We start from the raw sequence: 15,935 nt of genomic DNA on the forward strand, positions 1-15,935 counted from the left end.
CCTCGGGGGTCAGGCGGGCTGCAATTCGCGCGCCGCGGGTTGCGTGCCGCTTGCCGGGAGCGGCGCCGCGCCGTCGGCGCCGTGCACGGTCTGGAAGCGGCCGTCGCCGTTCAGCGCCACCTCGGTCACGCCGATCTGATCCTCCTCGCCGGCATGCCGGAACGTGGTGGTGATGCGCAGCTTGACGCTCGCCCGCTCGGGGGTGCCGGAACCGCGGCCGATATCGGCGCGCACGAGCGCGCTCCAGCCGTCGAGCATCTGCCCGTCGCCCGGCGAAATCGCGACGTCGCCGACCGCGCCGCCCTGCCACGCCCAGTCGATCGTCACCGGCGCCGACGTGCGGCCGCTCGGCCCGTCGATGTACGGCCAGTCGTCGAGGGCGATGCGCTGACCGGTCATGCGCGGCTGGCCGGCGCCGCCCGCCAGCGCATTGGCCGGCTGGACCAGCCCGGCCAGTTGCGCAAGATCGTAGCTGCGCCCGTCGCGGCTCTCGGTGCGCCGGGTCAGGCTCACGCCGAAGCCGAATTCGCCGCCCGCGGCCGGCGGCTCGACGCCGAGCGCGTAGCCGGCGCCCGCCGCGCTGCCGCGATTGATCAAGTGGCCGAACGTGCCGCCCGCATGCATGAGCTGGATCACGCCGATGCCGGCCGCGGCCTCGTATTCCGACACGAAATCCTCGTAAGTCATGATGTAGCGGCTGCCGGTCGCGTGGGTCGGCGGCAGGGTCCGCGCGCCGGGATGGCCCGGCGTGCCGACCACGCGGTCCAGCGGATCGGTGATCCGCACGAAATACGCGTCGCCGCTGCGATACATGCCCGTCACCACCACCGCATGGAAAAAGTTGACCGGCGCGCGCACGACTTCGGCGACCCAGATCGGCCCGTTGGCCTCGAGCAACCGCCGAAAGCCTTCGGGCGCGAAGCACGCATTGGGTTCGACCGTGAGGCTCGACGCCCCGGCGAAGACCGCCACCTCGGCCGGCTTCAGGCCATCCTGCATCTGGCGCTCGAGGCTGATGCAGCGCGCGAGCAGCGCCGGGTCGACGCTCTGGTTGTCGCGCCAGCCGATCACCATCGACGCGGCCGTTGCCCAGCACCCCATGTCGGTAGGCTGCGGGGTCAGCTGCACCTCGTCCCAGTTCACCGTCCAGTCGTCGGCGCCCAGCGCGCGCGCGGTGCCCGGCGCGACCGACAGCGCCTGGCCGATGCCGAAGAAGCCGCGGCTCGGGATCGGCGCCTTCAGGTGGCCGACATATGCGAGCGTTCCCGGAGCCATCGTGCCGGTCGACAGGCTGGCGAGATCGCCCGGCGGCACCCAGTGCGGCGGCACGCTGACGATCGGCTTGCCCGCGTCCTGGAAGGACTGGGCGACCAGTTGCGAGCAGAAGAAGTTGTCGGTGTCGGCGCCTTCGCCGAGTTCGATGCGGCCGACGAAACGGCGGCAGCGCTCCGCCGCGTCGCCCGACAGGAGTTCGCACGCGTGGCGATCGATCAGGTAGCCGCCGCAGCGGACCAGCCCGACATAGTTGAAGCCGCGATCGAGGTAGCGCGCGGCGGCATCGGCGACCTGCCGCTTCTGCGTATCGGTCAGGCCCGGCACCCGGAACGCGACCGCGAGGCGCGCGTCGGCCAGCGCATCCGCGAGCGGGCGCAGCTGGACCCCGCCGGGAATCGCCTCGATCACCTGCCCGCCTTGCCCGACATAGAGCATCGCATGGCTGACCTCGGCGCCGGAGCCGGCACGAATGACGCCGGAGCCGGGATTGCCGGTGGTGCTGAGAATGATGTCGCCGATCTCCAGCGCATCGGTGCCGATCGACAGGCCGCCGACGCCCGGATCGAGCGGAATGTCGTCGCCGAGGCCGCGGGCGGCGAGCCCCAGCGCCTGGCCGGCCGACTGCGGCTGGCAGGTGCGGCTGTTGACCAGCCGCATGAAGTAGTCCCAGTCCCAGTTGCCGTCGGGGCACGCGGTATGGCCGGTCGACGTGTCGGCCTCGCGATGGCCCATGATCGTGGTGCGATTGATCGGCAGCTGATACTTGTCGCACAGCGACGCGACCAGCGCCGCCGAGGTTTCGTACTGGAGCGGGGTCGGCGCCAGCGCATCGAAATGCTGGACGGTGCCGTTGCGACGCGGGTAGTCGGCGCCGCCGCGCTTCACCGCGATATGCTCGATGCCGATGCTGCGCTGGTTCGAGCCCTTGCAGTGCCACGCCGTATCGGCCTCGGAGACGAACTGGACGACTTCGCCCGCCTGCCCGACCAGGTAATGCGAACTCACCTTGGACGCGGCATTGGTGAAGGTATTCACCACGTGCTGCACGGTGGGCACGTCGGCGATGTGGATGACGATGCGGTCGATCGTCCTGCTGCCGCGCCCCTCGTCGAAATTCGGGCTGGCCGCGGTGCGCGTGACGAGACTGTTCTCGCGCGCACCCAGCGCCAGCGCACTGGCCGTTGCGGCCGGCTCGGCGGCCGCGTCGTCGTCGCTGTACGGCGGCGTATCGATGCCGTACGCCTCCGGGTCGTCGCTCAGGCTGAGCGACCACGCGAGCGACGACGAGGTGGCGATCGTGCCTGACGCGGCGCGCGAGACGCCGACGAAGATGCTCACCGGGCTGCCGACGCTGACGCCGGCCGACAGCGTGACGCCGACGAATTCGTTGCGGGCGTTGAACAGCGCCGAGATGCCGCCCGCCGGGGCTTCGCCGATCGTCACGCCCACGGACGTGCCGGCGCCCGCGAAATCGTCGATATGCCCGCGCAGCAGGCTGATCTGCCCGGTGACGCTCGCCGACACGATGAAGCCGAAGTCGAGCTCGCCCGCCGCGAAGGCGCCGATGTCGTCGCCATTGGCGTCGAAGATGAGGCCGACCGAGCCAGAGCCCCCGGCTTCCCGCCCGGCGCCCGCGCCCGCGCCGATCGAGACCGACAGGCCGTTGCGCATCGCGACCGGCAGCAGCAGCAGCAGCGATGCGGTGGCCGGATTCGCGCTCAATATCGCGCGCAGCGCGGCCCGCTCGACAGTCGATAGCTTGCGCGGCCGCGGCCAGGTAAAGCTGCGGCGCTCGCCGGCAATGCGGAAGTCGGCATCGTCGCCCATCCCCTGCGAGACGGGCGCCGGCGCGGCGGCGGGCGCCGGTGCCGGCGCAGGGGGGATCGCTGCGACCGGCGCGGCGGCGTGCAGCGGCGGCAGCGGGCCGAACCCGTCGTCGTAGTGGACGTCGTGGTGTGGCGCAGCAGCCTCGACGCCCGGCTGCGGCGCGGCGGGCGCCGGCACGGCGACGGCACCCGGCCGGGTGCCGTCGCCCGCCCAGCTCAACAGCGGGCTCCTGACGCCGGCCCCCCCGCGAGTCGGGAACATCAGGACCCTGCGCAACCCCCGGTCGCTGAGCCCCGACAGCGACACGTAGGGGCTGTCGGCATTCGGCAGGACGTCCACCGTCCACGCGTCGGCATCGGGCGACGCGGCGGTGGCGAGACCGAACCACAGCCGGCCCGCGCCCGTGAAGCGCGCCAGCACCGCCGGCGGCACCATGAACACCGCTTCGCCGCGCGGGATCGCCAGCAGGCCGTCCTCGCGGCTGGTGTAGAACGTCGACGACGTGCGGCCTTCCTTGCGCACGAACAGCGCGGAATCGGTGGCGATCACCAGTTCGGCGACGCACGGCGCGTGGCCGACGCGAATCGTGAAGCCCAGCATCGGGAAGCGGTCGGTCACGACCATGCGGTTGGGATGGAGTTGCGCTGCCATGTCGTGTCCTCAGCTCTGGTTTTGATCGGGCTCGTCGCGACGGCCGCCGAGCATCGGCTTGCTGCGCGCATCGATCGCGCGCTGTTCGAATTCCTGCGGGGGAAGAATCGCCAGATCCGGTTCCGGTTCGGCGATGTCGGCAATGTCGGGGATGTTGTGGTGCGTCGCTTCGAACTGGGCGATCGAGTGCGCGAGCAACTGTGCCAGCAGCTTGGCGTGAACCGGGCTGACCGCGATGCGGCTCATCAACTGGACGTTGCCGGACTGCGGCTCGACCTGTCCGGCATCGATCAGGAACTCGAACGCGTTATGCCCGACCTCGAAATAATTCGCATAACTGGCAAGCAGCGGCCGTGGCTGGCCGGCCGGCTGCGCCGGGTCCGGCGGGGCATCCTGGAGTGGCTCGATGACGTGCACGACAGCCTCCTTGCATGGCGACGGGCGGTCTGTCCGTCGATCTTCGCAAGGAGCGGGCCAACCCGCGCGCGCTGACGCAAGCGCATGATTTGCCGTGGAATTTCCCGGTCGGACCGGAATGCGTGAAGGCTGCCGGGCTGTACCATGTGACAGCCGCGCTGTCACACTGATGCAGTGTTGCCGCCGTCCAGGTTGTACTTGGCCAGCTTGCGGTACAGCGTCATGCGCGACCAGTTCATCTGGCGCGCCGCTTCCATCTTGTTCCAGTTGGTCTGGCGCAGCACCGAGACCAGCCGCTCGCGCTCATGTTCGCCGGCGGAAAAGTCCTGCACGAACAGGCGGCGAAACGCCGGCGGCAGGTCGCCCAGCCCGAACGGACGCCCTTCCGGCGCATCGATGAACAACGCCTCGACCAGGTTGCGCAGCTCGCGCACGTTGCCCGGCCACCGGTAGTGCCGCATGCATTCGAGCAACGCCGGATCGGGCCGCCCCACCCGCATCGCACGCCGCTGGTTGTGTTCGGCGACGAAGTGATCGACGATCGACGCGATGTCCTCCGGCCGTTCCCGCAGCGGCGGTATCTCGATGCGCGCGACGTTCAGGCGATAGAACAGATCGGGGCGGAAACGGCGTTCGGCGACCAGATCCTCCAGTCTTTCGTTGCTGGCCGCCACGATCCGGACATCGACCGCGCGTCGGCGCAGCGAGCCGACCGGCATCACCGTGCGGTCTTCGAGCAGGCGCAGCAGCTTGGCCTGGACGGCGGGCGGCATCTCGCTGATTTCGTCGAGAAACAGCGTGCCGCCGTCGGCCTCGACGAAGCGGCCGGGAAACGCGTTCTGCGCGCTGGTGAAAGCGCCGCGCTCGTGGCCGAACATCTCGGATTCGAACAGGCTGTCGGGCACGGCGGCGCAGTTGACCGCGATGAACGGCTTGCCGGTGCGGGCGCTGAGACGATGGACGGCGGCGGCGACGCGCTCCTTGCCGGTGCCGGTTTCGCCGGTCACCAGCACCGTCGTATCGGTCCGCGCGACCTTCGCCAGATAGCGGCGCAGGTCGGTCATCGCCGGGCTCGTGCCATGCAGCCCGAGTGACGTCGCCTGAATGCTTCCGGTCGTGCTCATGCGCGCGCCGTTCGGCTAGCAAACCGCTGACGGGTTATGCGCAGCCCCGATTTTCATCGCCACTTTCCCCCCGCTGGATATTGAGGAACAAGGCAACCATCCTCGATGGCGATTGTCGGCACGCGTTTAATTAGTACTTGGCGATGCGTATTGAATGGATAACCGCGTGTCCCGGCGCCGGCTGATAATCAGTGTAGTGTCATTATCGATATACGTACAACCTGCCGGCTACCGGCGCTTGTGCACGAAATGCCGGCCGCCAATGCGCCGGCGCAAAAAGCGAACAGGCCATTTCACGCTTTTTTCATAACGGGATCGAATGCGACGAGCCCCGACGTTTCTTCGTGAATGGCGCAGTAGATCCGCGAAACGGCGCGCTGCATGGACGGGTGGCCGTCGCGTCCTATCCGGAAAGCAGCGCATCGCCGGCCCAATGTTCCGGAGCAATCGCGTTCGTACGTCTTCGTCCTGAAAATCCAATGCATCGGCCAGCCCCTGACTGACGCGAAGTCGGCAGAATTGTCAGGATTCCTGCACGGCAACCCCGCCTCAGAAATTGTGGGCCAATCCGATCATGAACATGTCCTGGTCCGTGTTGTTGCCGGTCGCGACACGGTTGAAGCGAAGATTCGCAGTCCAGTCCTTGGTAAATTCATAGCCGATCTGCGCGCTGAAAAGCGCAGCAAGCTTCATCCGGTCAGACGGCGCACTCTTGTCGTATGCAAGATAGGGGCCGATTCCGGCACTGAGACTCCATCTGCTCAAGATCGGCGCAACGTACCAGAATTGGGCTGCGACGCCCCTTCTGGCAGCAACGTCGTTGACGCCCTCGTAAACGAAGCTTGCCGAATATGCCCAGGCATTGCCGATCGGCCGTTTGAGTTCGACCAGGTAACCCTTCTGGATCGGAACCCTCGGCCGGTTCGTTTGCGAGGTTCCGGTCCAGACGCTCAGCTGAGTCCTGCCGTCGGAAAACGACGGATGAGGGTCGCCGCCGAATCCCGAGCCGATGCCGAACAGCACCGTATCGGATGAGTGGCCGCCCGCCATCTGAACACGGTTGTACTGCGCCTTGAGGTAGATGCCATTGGGCGTGAGTTCGTAACGCAACGCAGCCGACGCGCGGATCCCGAGACGCTTTTCGTTGCGCGCCTCATCACCGACGTGTGTCGTATTCATGCTGAAATACGGGCCCGCCGCAAACTCGAGCGCCGCCCTCCCGCCAAGCGGCAAGCGCGCCGCGCCGAGCAGCGCGAAACCGTCGCGATGGTTGTCCGTCGGATGGCCTTCGTTCAGGTAGGCGACGAAAACCGACGCGTAATCGTTCAGTGCCTGGCCAAAGCCGATTTCGTAAGCGCGCCAGTGCATGTTGCCGCCCTCGCTCGCACGGCCATTACCATAAACGGCGTATGCGTCGAGTGTGCGTTGCCCCGGGCCGAGCCCACTCGACGGGCTCGGCGCGCCTTCGTCGGCATTCGCAAAACCCGCGACAGCCAAGCCAACGGCGGCGGCGGCGGCGGCGAAAGCAAAACGGAAGCGAACATCAGAGTGTTTTCCCATTCCGGCACGCTCCAGCAATGACAATGGCAACAAACCAGAGAATCGGATCGCGCCGCGATTTGCGGGCGCCGGTACCCCTGGCGCCTTATCGCGCTAGCCGCGAGCGTTCACGCCTGGCCACCTCTCCAACGACCGTCAGCCATTACCGCCTGGTGGCCGGTGCCGCCGGCTCGACAGCGCGCCTGATGGATGTCGAGGTTGCTTTGGGCGACCTGAACCGCCTGTTGGCCAGTTCGTTGCAGTATTTCGCAAAGCGCGTTTGGCGGCAATCGCCGAATCCAGCGGCACGCTGGCGGCCTCGGAGCCGGCGGTCGCACTTTTCGCGACGTCCGCCACCAGCGTCCTGACTAATCGATTCGCATTTACCGGATCGTCTTTTCTAGATGCCGCGAGCGATCACGCAGCGTATGGCCGTCACGTGCCGGCGGCGAGACGCGGGCCCGCGCCAAGCGGAGTGAACTCGGCTTCAGGTTGCGGCGACGGCAGCGCGTGTACCCAAGGATCGATGCCCTGCTGCTGCACTTCTTCCAGAAACGCAACGCGCGTGCTCCAGTAGCTTGCTCGCAATTTCGCATCGATGACACGCTGCTCGGCAGCGAACAATTCCATGCGAGCAGTCACCAGCATCGACGCGGCGGTCTTTTCCGGTGTCGGGGCGTGACGCATCGCCCAACGGCTGATCCAGTTCACCATGCTGCCCCCCGCAAAAAACAAACCGACCTGGATCGGGCAATCGCGAGCGGCCGCGCCCGTCTCGATGCATCGCGGCCGCCACCAAACGCCACCACCCAGGTTCCAGGCGCCATCGACACCCCCTATCGATGTCGATCGCCGCGGCATGCGCGCGCGGTTTACCTATCCTATGAATACTTTCCGGTTTGCGCGATACGGGTTTGCATCCTTCGACACGTTTCATTCTTGAATCCGTGCATCGCACATGCAACGGAGGAACGGGCGGCGCATCGTCGATCGTGCGCACATTGGCATTGCGGTGGCGCATTGCCGCTGCTTGGCATGCCGCAGGAAGCTGCGATGGCGACGGTGCGGGTGCCGGGAGCCAATACTGGCGAGGCTTTTAGTTCCGGCCCTTGAGATTCGATTTCCATCGTCCGGGTGCGGACACCTGAATCGCCCCGCCCCGTATCGCGCGTTATCGCACGCGCTGGCCCCACGCCGCACGAATCCCCGCGATTCCCTCACCCCGCCCGACGCGCAGTCCGCACCTGCTCACGCGACGGCATCTCGACCGCAGACTGCATGAACCGCTGATCGGCCGTCGCGGAGATGCGTTGTGCCGTTTCGCACAGCGCGACGCCGATCTGCCTGATCGACATCGCCCCGGCTTCTTCCGAGAGCGCCAGGTACGGGCAAGCGAGGATCGCGATTGCCGAGCCCGACTTGTCGACGATCGGCGTTGCGATATCCGTGATGCCGGGAATGCGCTCGTTCGGGCGGCAGATATAGCCGTCGCCCCGATGGGTCGGCAATGCGTCATCGCTGCGTTGCCGGTTCCACGACTCGACATCGTGCCCGATGTTCCGGAGCAATCGGGTTCGCACGTCTTCGTCCTGAAAAGCCAGGTACATCTCTCCCACGGCACTGCCGTGCAGCGGAACGCGCGTGCCGACCCGGACCGCGAGGTTCCATTCCGTTTCAGCGCCGGCCGTTGCGATGACAACCATCGTGTCGCCGTCGAATACCGTCAGGTAGCACGACTGGACAGTCTGTAATGCGAACTGCTTCAGGAGCGGCGTGACAAGCGCGCCGAGCGATCGTGTCGGCGCATGATGCTGCCCGAGAAAATAAAGCTTCATGGTCAGCGCGTAACGGTCGTAACGATCCACCCTGTAGATGTATCCCCGCTCCTCGAGCACCTGCATCATCCGATACAGTTCGCTCCGGCTGCGCTTCAACGCGCGGCAGATGTCCGCCTGCGCCATGCCGAACTGGCGATCGACGAGCAACTCGAGAATATCGAGGCCCTTCTCGAGCGCCGGCGCACGATAATGCGCTTTTTTCTTGAGCCCCGAACTGTCGGGATCAACCGGATCTTCATTTGGATTCCGCATGTGAAACGATGCCTCTGGAATTCAGCTCACTTGAGTCACGCCGGCATGACCGCGCGCGTCATGCGGCGCTGCTGCGAATGCGGGAAAAATATCGCGGAAACCGCTCACGAAGGCCGGATCGCATGGATCACGCCGCGCAGGTTTCTGGATGACGCCTCCGTTACGCGCGGCAGCGCGGCATGCACCTGGTTGCGCAGTTGCGGAAGCGCCGACACGAACCGGTCCAATACCGCCGCCAGATGCGTGGAGCGCATCGCTTCCTCGGGCTTCAGCAAGAAGCTGTCCGACAGACCGAAATGACTGAAGAGCCCATGGAACTTGTCCTGATAGGTCAGCGCGGCGACAGGCACACCCATGCCAAGACTGGCGATCGCCAGATGCATGCGCCCCGTTACCACGCCGTCCACCTGCCCTGAAATGGCCTTCAGTTCCGCCGCCGACATCCTGGTGCGCGGGTAGCAAAGCCGCTCGCCCATCGTCGCGGCCAATGCGCGATGCAGCGGCTCGAGACAGGTATCGTCGCCGTCCCGGCCGCGATAGTCGTGGGACAGCAGCACGATGCTGATCCGATGAAGCTCCGCGAGTTCGCGAATGGCAGCCTGCGCCGACGCGACCAGCGCCGCGATATCGTCGTCGCTGGCCCGGCGGATCAGCATCGGGTGAAGGTTGAACGCGATCACGATGTCGCCGGCCGCGCGGCGCGCTTCGACCCACGCGGCCGTGCCCCTGACGCAATCGGACGAATCGTCCGGCCGAAGCATGAAGGCGGAATCCGCCACGAGCTCCGCGCTCGCCGAACTGAAACGCCTGAATCGATCGAGCGAGACGCCGTCGCGAACGTTGACCAGCAGCCGGGCGTCGATCCGGTCGAAAGCATGCTTCAACTGCCGATACGGCAAGCGATTGAAGCTGAAGCCGAGAATCGTGCCGGGCACGCCGCGCCTGACCAGCAGATCCGCCGTTGCCAGCAACCTCAGCGACGTCATGGGCGAATAGTAGCCGTCCATCACGTCGGCACCGATGACGACCACCGCGCTGGGTCGCAGCGCGGCAAGCCGTTCGACCGTGTCCGTCAGGCGCCATGGCTCGTTCCATGCGTCGACCGCATGCAAACCGAGCTGCGTCGCGGCGTCCGCTGCCGCGGGCGTAGCCGTGACGACCGACACCTTCAACGCGCCGTTCGCCTGTCGCAACCGCTCGACGACCGCGCGCAGCATCGCTTCATCGCCTTTCGAGCCGACCAGCGTCCACGGATCGCCCGGCAGTATCAGCAGATGGGCGCCGCGCGCGCCGTCGTTTTGCGGGGCGCCCCGGGAGGCCTCGCGACGCCATTGCATCGTCAATCGCTTGACATACAGCCACACGCGAAGCCGCTGCTTCAGACCGGCCAGTTTCGACATGTTCGATTCTCCTGGGTGATTCGATGGTTTCGACGGCTGCATTCGTCAGGCCTCCGCGGCGACGGGCGGCCGCCGTTGGAGCGTGTCGCGAAGCACGCGAAGCTGCGTGTCGTGCCAGGCTCGCGCGGAATCGCGCGCCGCCGCGCCCTGGGCAATACGATGCGCGCGGTCAGTCGCGAGCCGGACGACCGCATCCGAAAAGCCCTGCGGATCGCCGTCCCGCACGACCGTCACCCCGCGCAGGTCATGCTCGCCAAGGCCGCGCGCGCCCGTCCGGGTGCTGACGATCGGCACGCCGAGCGACATGCTTTCGAGCAGCTTGATGTTGATGCCCGTGCCGAGCAGCATCGGATTGATCGAGATCGGTGCGATCGCGAATGCGTCGCCCAGCTCGGCGACGGGGCCGTGCTTGACGATGTTCGGCCCGTCAGGGACGGCCGCGGCAATCGTGCCGGCCAGATGCACGCGAAACGCCGGCAGCCGGGCCACGATATGCGGCAGGATTTCGTCGACGAAGTATTTGACGGCATCGCGATTCGGTTGGTTGTCGCTGCCGAGGAAGGTCGCGTCGGCGTGCCCGGCACAGTCCACCTGCGGCGGAAACGCCAGCAGGTGACTCAGCACCGCGACCGCCGGGATGTCGCCGCTGCCGAGGCGCGCCGCCAGCAGGTCGCCCTCCTCGGCCTGGATGGCCAGCGCGACATGCGCGCGGCGCAATCCGTCGCACTCCCGTTGCGGCGGAATCGAAAACATGTAGCGCTTCGCACCGGGGCGGCCGATGAACGGCACATGCCGGTCCGCAAAGATGTCGTGCGTATCGATGACCTTGACCACCGTATCGGGAAACGCATCCAGCGCGCGCGAATAGAACACGTATTCGACGAACACGGCATCGAATGCATGGCGGTGCTGCAGCGCGCGCAACTGCCCGGTAAAGCGCTCGCTGAACAATTCATCGAGCCCCGTGTAGTACGCATGGCGGCTGCCGGCCGCTTTCGCGGCGAGACGACGCGCCAGCCAGGCCACCCGCTTGGCGCGATACAGCGCAAGCGAGAGGCCCGCGCGGCGCAATATCGACACGCGGTCGGCACCGAACTCCCGGCGATGCGCGTCAAGGTCCATGCCGCCCGTCTGGCGCGATTCCAGATAGACGAAATGCACGTCGCAGCCGAGCGATTTGATCGCCCGCGCGAGATTCAGCACGCGACTGCGATTGCCGGCATTGACGGGAAACAGCGGAATGGGCGAAACGATGGCAACTTTCATGAGGCGTTTCCTTTGAGCGGAACCGACGGCAGCGTGCCGCCCGGCGCACCGTGACGAATGGCGATGAAGGTGCCGACGCGCACGGACTGGCCTCGCGCGAATCCGACGCCGTGGACATAAATGCCCTTCTCGTGATCGGCGTCGTACGCGAACGGGCCGCCCGGGACAGGCAGCCATCCGAATCGCGCGTCGTCGAGCGTGCGCGCCGGCGTGTCGGTGCGCAGCGTCATCGGCGGGTAGGCGCCCACCCGCACGGCCGCAGCGCCAGCACCACCCGCACCGCCGCCTTCCGGCACACGCACCGACGCGTAGAGATCCCAGCGCCCGTCGCGCGGCAGCTTGTCGAGCTTGAGCTGGATTGCCCAGACGCCCGAATCGCCGCGTATCGCTATCGCGGCGCCGTCGAGCGCCGCGGGGTCGGCCACCACGCGCGCGCTGTCGTAGAGATTCACGCGCGAAACATCGATCGCGCGCCAGTCGCTGTCGGCGAGGCCCGCCACGAGCGGCGGCGCAACGACGGGATGGCGGTCGAGATCGAGCAATGCACCGAGTGCCGCGAGATTGCCGCTTTGCCGATACTGACGAACGCCCGCGGCCGAGATCGCCGCATCGAAACGCGCGCGCCGCCCGCGAATATCGAGGTCCCAGCCTTCCTGCGCGGCACGCGCCGCGTAGCGGTCGCGCAGCGCCAGGATCACGAAATCGAGCGGCATGCGCGCCTGGCGAACGCGCGCGCTACGCACGGCATCGCCGTCGACGGCACGGGCGGCCGCATCGAAATCCCGCTCCGACTCGCGGACGAAGTCGTACGTGTACATCGACATGCCGACCGGCGTCTGTTCGGCCAGCACGTCGCCGCTCGCGCGCAGCGCGGCATGCATGCGATCGATGTAGCGGACGACGGCCGGGGCAGCCGCGCCGTAATAGGCGTCGCAATATTCGCGGACGAGCGTGCGCGGGTCCGCGGTCGGCGTCCAGAGCAGCCGGGCGATCAACCACACGCGCAGGCTCGCGAATTCGCCGCCGCGCGACTGCCAGTCGCCTTCCGCGAAGTAGCCGTCGATGCTCGGCAACGTGGCGAGCCACGCGATGCTGCGGCCGATCGGATAGAGATTCGGCGTCGGCTGTATGTAGCCGCCGAAGTTCACGACGTGATCCCACACGGTAACGTGCCGCGCGATGTCGCTCCATTTGCGCAGACCGTCGCGCAGCGATGCATTGCGACCCTCGTTCAGCGCGACGCCGTAGTCGACCTGGATCGTCATCGGATACACGCGAACGTAATCCGGAACCTGCATGCCGTCCGGCGGCGTGAAGCCCCAGTGATAGGCCGGCATCGCGAAACGCGCGCCGGGAACCTCCTGCCGGACCCGCGCCGCCACGTCCCGCACCATATCGAGAAACGCCGCCGACGGCGCACCGCCATGCGCGTCGGCAAACGCGCGGCTGGCTGCGTCCAGATCCCAGCCCCAGTCCATGTCGCGGATGCCGAACCAGATGCGGGCCGGGTCGGGTTGCCGCTTCAGGCGCTTCACGATCCCGGCCGCCATCGCGGCGCGGACGTCGGCCGACATCATCGCGAGTTGCCCGCCGGCATACCACTCGGGATGCGCGGCCGCATACCGGTCACGCGGCACGAGCGTCCAGAAATCCGCATCGCCGTCCCGCGCGAGCCAGCTGCGATCCCACATGTCGATACCGGGCGGGGAGGCGCGATACGACGTGCCGTGCGACTCGCCGTTCAGCAGGTTGTGCGCGCGGAACGGCTTGTCCTCCCCTTCCGCGCTCAACACCTCCCGATACGCGAAGCGCGGAACCTGCCGGACGGGCGCCGCGTCGACGCGCAGCTCGGCCTGTTGCGGCACCTCGGTCGCATCGGGCGCGAGCCACTTCACGCCGAGCTTGCGGTCGAGCCACCAGTACGCGCCGAACAGCGTGCCGCGCGGGGTGTCGCCGGCCACGACGAGGTCGTCGCCGCTGCGGCAGACGACGAAGCCGTCGCTGCCGAGCGGCGCCGCGTGTGCCGACCGGCATCGTTCCGCCGCATGCTCGCCGCCGACGACAATGGCCGGCGTGCGGTCTTGCCCGTCGTCCGACACGGCGAACGACGCGCCGCTGATCCGCGACAGGTAGTCGGCAATCTCGTCCGCCGCATGTCGCGTCACGGCATCCGTCGCACCGGCACGAACGAGGTAGCGCGCGACGCCATCCCGCGCGAGCAGCACGCGCGGCGCCGACACCGGGGGCTTTCCGGCGACGACGTTCGCGTCGTGCGGCGGCCGCACCGGCTGCGCGCAAGCGCCGCCGCGCGCGGCCATCGCGCACAATGCGACAGCCGCGGCACGCACGACGACACGAACCGGCGCGGCAGGCCTCATTACCGTGCGATCCGCGAGATGCCGGGCGGCAACGACAGCGGCACGTGGAACTTGCGGTAGAACCGCCACAGGCTGCGCAGATGATGCCGCCCCGCTCGCGACACGGGGCTCGCCGCCGACTGTCGTTGATGATCGTGCACGAGCGTGACGCCCGGCATGCCGAGCACCCGATAGCCGGCCAGCCAGGTCCGCGCGCACAGATCGACATCCTCCATGTACAGGAAATACGATTCGTCCATGCCGCCGAGGGACTCGAACAGGTCGCGCCGCACGACGAATCCCGTTCCCATCACCCATTCGGCATCGAACGGGTTGCCGCACGACCATGCATCGATCATCAGGTGCTGGTTCATCCGCGCACGAAAGCGGCCCGAGCGGCCAAGCGCGGTGCGTCGCGCGACGATGTCGAGCCAGCTGTAGAACCGTCGCGCCGAATACTGGCGCCGGCCGTCGGGGTACTGCAGGTCGAGCCCGACGAGCCCGGCCTCCGGCCGTGTCTCGAACAGCTCCAGCACTTTCGCCAGCCCGTTCTCGCTGAAACGCGTATCGGGATTGACCACCAGCACGTAGTCGCGCCGACAGGCGGCCATGCCGAAGTTCACGCCGGAGCCGAAGCCGCGATTGCATGCGGCGCGCAGCAGCCTGACGCCGCGCGGCAATGCGTGCCGCAACCGCGTGTACGAGTCGTCCGGCGACGCATTCTCGACGACGACGATGTCGTCGGCGAGTGCGACGCGTAACGACGTCAATGACGCCACGCATCGTATCGTCAGGTCGGGCGTGCCGTAATTGACGACGATGACGCTGATTCTTCCTTCGGTTTCCATCGTGATACCCCGCGCCGTGGTGGATTGTGTCGGCCGGTTTGCCCGGCTCTGTTCGTTGACGTGCGCGTCATGCCGACGCGCCGACCTGCTCGACGAGCCGCCAGAACGTGCGCGCCGATGTGTCCCAGTCGAACCGGCGGGTCTGCTCCCGGCCTCGCGCGACGAGCGCGTCTCGCCACACGGCCTCGGTGCCGAGCCGGCGCATGGCGACCGCGATGTCGACGACCGACAACGGGTCGACGAGCATCGCGGCGGTGCCCGCCACTTCCGGCATCGCCGACACGCTCGAGGTCAGCACGGGTACGTCGGATGCCATCGCCTCGAGGATCGGCAGGCCGAAACCTTCGTACTGCGACACGAAAGCGACGAACAGCGCGCCTCGATACAGTTTCGGCATCGCATCGTTCGGCAATACCCCCGCGAATACGAGGCCGTCCGCGCATCGGTGCCGCGAGGCGTGCGCAAGCAGCGCCGGGTCGGGGTCGCCGGTCAGCATCAGACGCACGCCGAGCGGCAACAGCCCGCTCGCGCCGAATGCCGCGATCAACCGGTGCAGGTTCTTGTAGTTGCGCCGGTTGCCCGGATAAAGCACGTACGGAAACGGATAGCCGAGCGTGTCGCGGTTGCGCCGGTATGCAGCGTCGGTCCCGTTGTGGATCACGTGAACGCGATCCGGCGGCATGCCAGACCAGCGGAGGAATTCGTCGCGCGTGAACTCGGACACGCAGACGATCGCGGTGCAACGCCGGTACAGCGGCCGGAGCACCGTGTCGTAGTAGAAGCGATGCGCGCGCGTATAGAAGTGGCGATGCGTGAGGTCGTGCACCACGACGACCGACGGGAAACCGGGCAACGCGGCCGGTACGAACCCGGGATTCCAGAACACGGCATTGCGGGCCGGCAGCCTCCTCAGCGCGCGGCTCAACGCGAGCGGCGACAGCGGGTGCGCGACACCGCCGCCGACCGCCAGCGGCTCGATGCGGACGGTCGACGGCGCGCGCTCGGCATAGGCCGCCATCACGTTGTGGATGCCGGTTCCAACCGGCCAGCGCGTGTCGGTATAGACGGTTAGACGCGCGCGCTCGGCACGCTCGGCACGGTCGGTGCATTCGGTCGAAGCGGAGAAGATCGTGCTCATCGT

At 67.4% G+C, this 15,935-nt stretch carries 11 protein-coding genes; all 11 read right to left on the reverse strand.

Going from position 1 to position 15,935, the window contains the following annotated elements; translation table 11 throughout:
- Nucleotides 1-9: 9 nt before the first annotated feature.
- Nucleotides 10-3,753 carry an N-acetylmuramoyl-L-alanine amidase gene (locus tag BT264_RS31930; protein ID WP_256260746.1) on the reverse strand — a complete coding sequence of 1,248 codons (3,744 nt, stop codon included), beginning with the start codon at nucleotides 3,751-3,753 and terminating at the stop codon, nucleotides 10-12.
- A gap of 9 nt (nucleotides 3,754-3,762) precedes the next feature.
- Nucleotides 3,763-4,170 carry a DUF3467 domain-containing protein gene (locus BT264_RS31935; RefSeq protein WP_072443956.1) on the reverse strand — a complete coding sequence of 136 codons (408 nt, stop codon included), beginning with the start codon at nucleotides 4,168-4,170 and terminating at the stop codon, nucleotides 3,763-3,765.
- Nucleotides 4,171-4,331: 161 nt separating this feature from the next.
- Nucleotides 4,332-5,294: a sigma-54 interaction domain-containing protein gene (locus BT264_RS31940; RefSeq protein ID WP_072443958.1), complete on the reverse strand. Its 963-nt coding sequence runs from the start codon at nucleotides 5,292-5,294 to the stop codon at nucleotides 4,332-4,334.
- 549 nt (nucleotides 5,295-5,843) lie between these two features.
- Entirely contained in the window at nucleotides 5,844-6,854 is a 1,011-nt protein-coding gene (locus tag BT264_RS31945) for a hypothetical protein (RefSeq protein ID WP_072443960.1), read from the reverse strand.
- Between the two features lie 414 nt (nucleotides 6,855-7,268).
- On the reverse strand, nucleotides 7,269-7,547 hold the full coding sequence (locus BT264_RS31950) for a hypothetical protein (protein WP_072443962.1): 279 nt from the start codon (nucleotides 7,545-7,547) through the stop codon (nucleotides 7,269-7,271).
- Between the two features lie 503 nt (nucleotides 7,548-8,050).
- Nucleotides 8,051-8,923 (reverse strand): IclR family transcriptional regulator, encoded by an 873-nt coding sequence (locus tag BT264_RS31955; RefSeq protein ID WP_072443964.1) that lies wholly within the window; start codon nucleotides 8,921-8,923, stop codon nucleotides 8,051-8,053.
- 104 nt (nucleotides 8,924-9,027) lie between these two features.
- Nucleotides 9,028-10,323, reverse strand: coding sequence for a polysaccharide pyruvyl transferase family protein (locus BT264_RS40205; RefSeq protein ID WP_072443966.1), 1,296 nt, complete (start codon nucleotides 10,321-10,323; stop codon nucleotides 9,028-9,030).
- Nucleotides 10,324-10,368: 45 nt separating this feature from the next.
- Nucleotides 10,369-11,589, reverse strand: coding sequence for a glycosyltransferase (locus BT264_RS40210; RefSeq protein WP_072443968.1), 1,221 nt, complete (start codon nucleotides 11,587-11,589; stop codon nucleotides 10,369-10,371).
- Nucleotides 11,586-13,967 carry a DUF4838 domain-containing protein gene (locus tag BT264_RS31970; protein WP_072443970.1) on the reverse strand — a complete coding sequence of 794 codons (2,382 nt, stop codon included), beginning with the start codon at nucleotides 13,965-13,967 and terminating at the stop codon, nucleotides 11,586-11,588. The genes BT264_RS40210 and BT264_RS31970 overlap by 4 nt, the downstream gene beginning before the upstream one ends.
- A complete protein-coding gene (locus tag BT264_RS31975; RefSeq protein ID WP_034185023.1) occupies nucleotides 13,967-14,794 on the reverse strand; it encodes a glycosyltransferase family 2 protein in 828 nt (275 codons plus the stop codon). The genes BT264_RS31970 and BT264_RS31975 overlap by 1 nt, the downstream gene beginning before the upstream one ends.
- Before the next feature lie 67 nt (nucleotides 14,795-14,861).
- Entirely contained in the window at nucleotides 14,862-15,932 is a 1,071-nt protein-coding gene (locus BT264_RS31980; protein WP_072443972.1) for a glycosyltransferase family 4 protein, read from the reverse strand.
- Nucleotides 15,933-15,935: the final 3 nt, after the last annotated feature.

It is taken from the genome of Burkholderia sp. NFPP32, from assembly GCF_900119325.1.
In the GTDB taxonomy this organism is placed as follows: domain Bacteria; phylum Pseudomonadota; class Gammaproteobacteria; order Burkholderiales; family Burkholderiaceae; genus Burkholderia; species Burkholderia pyrrocinia_C.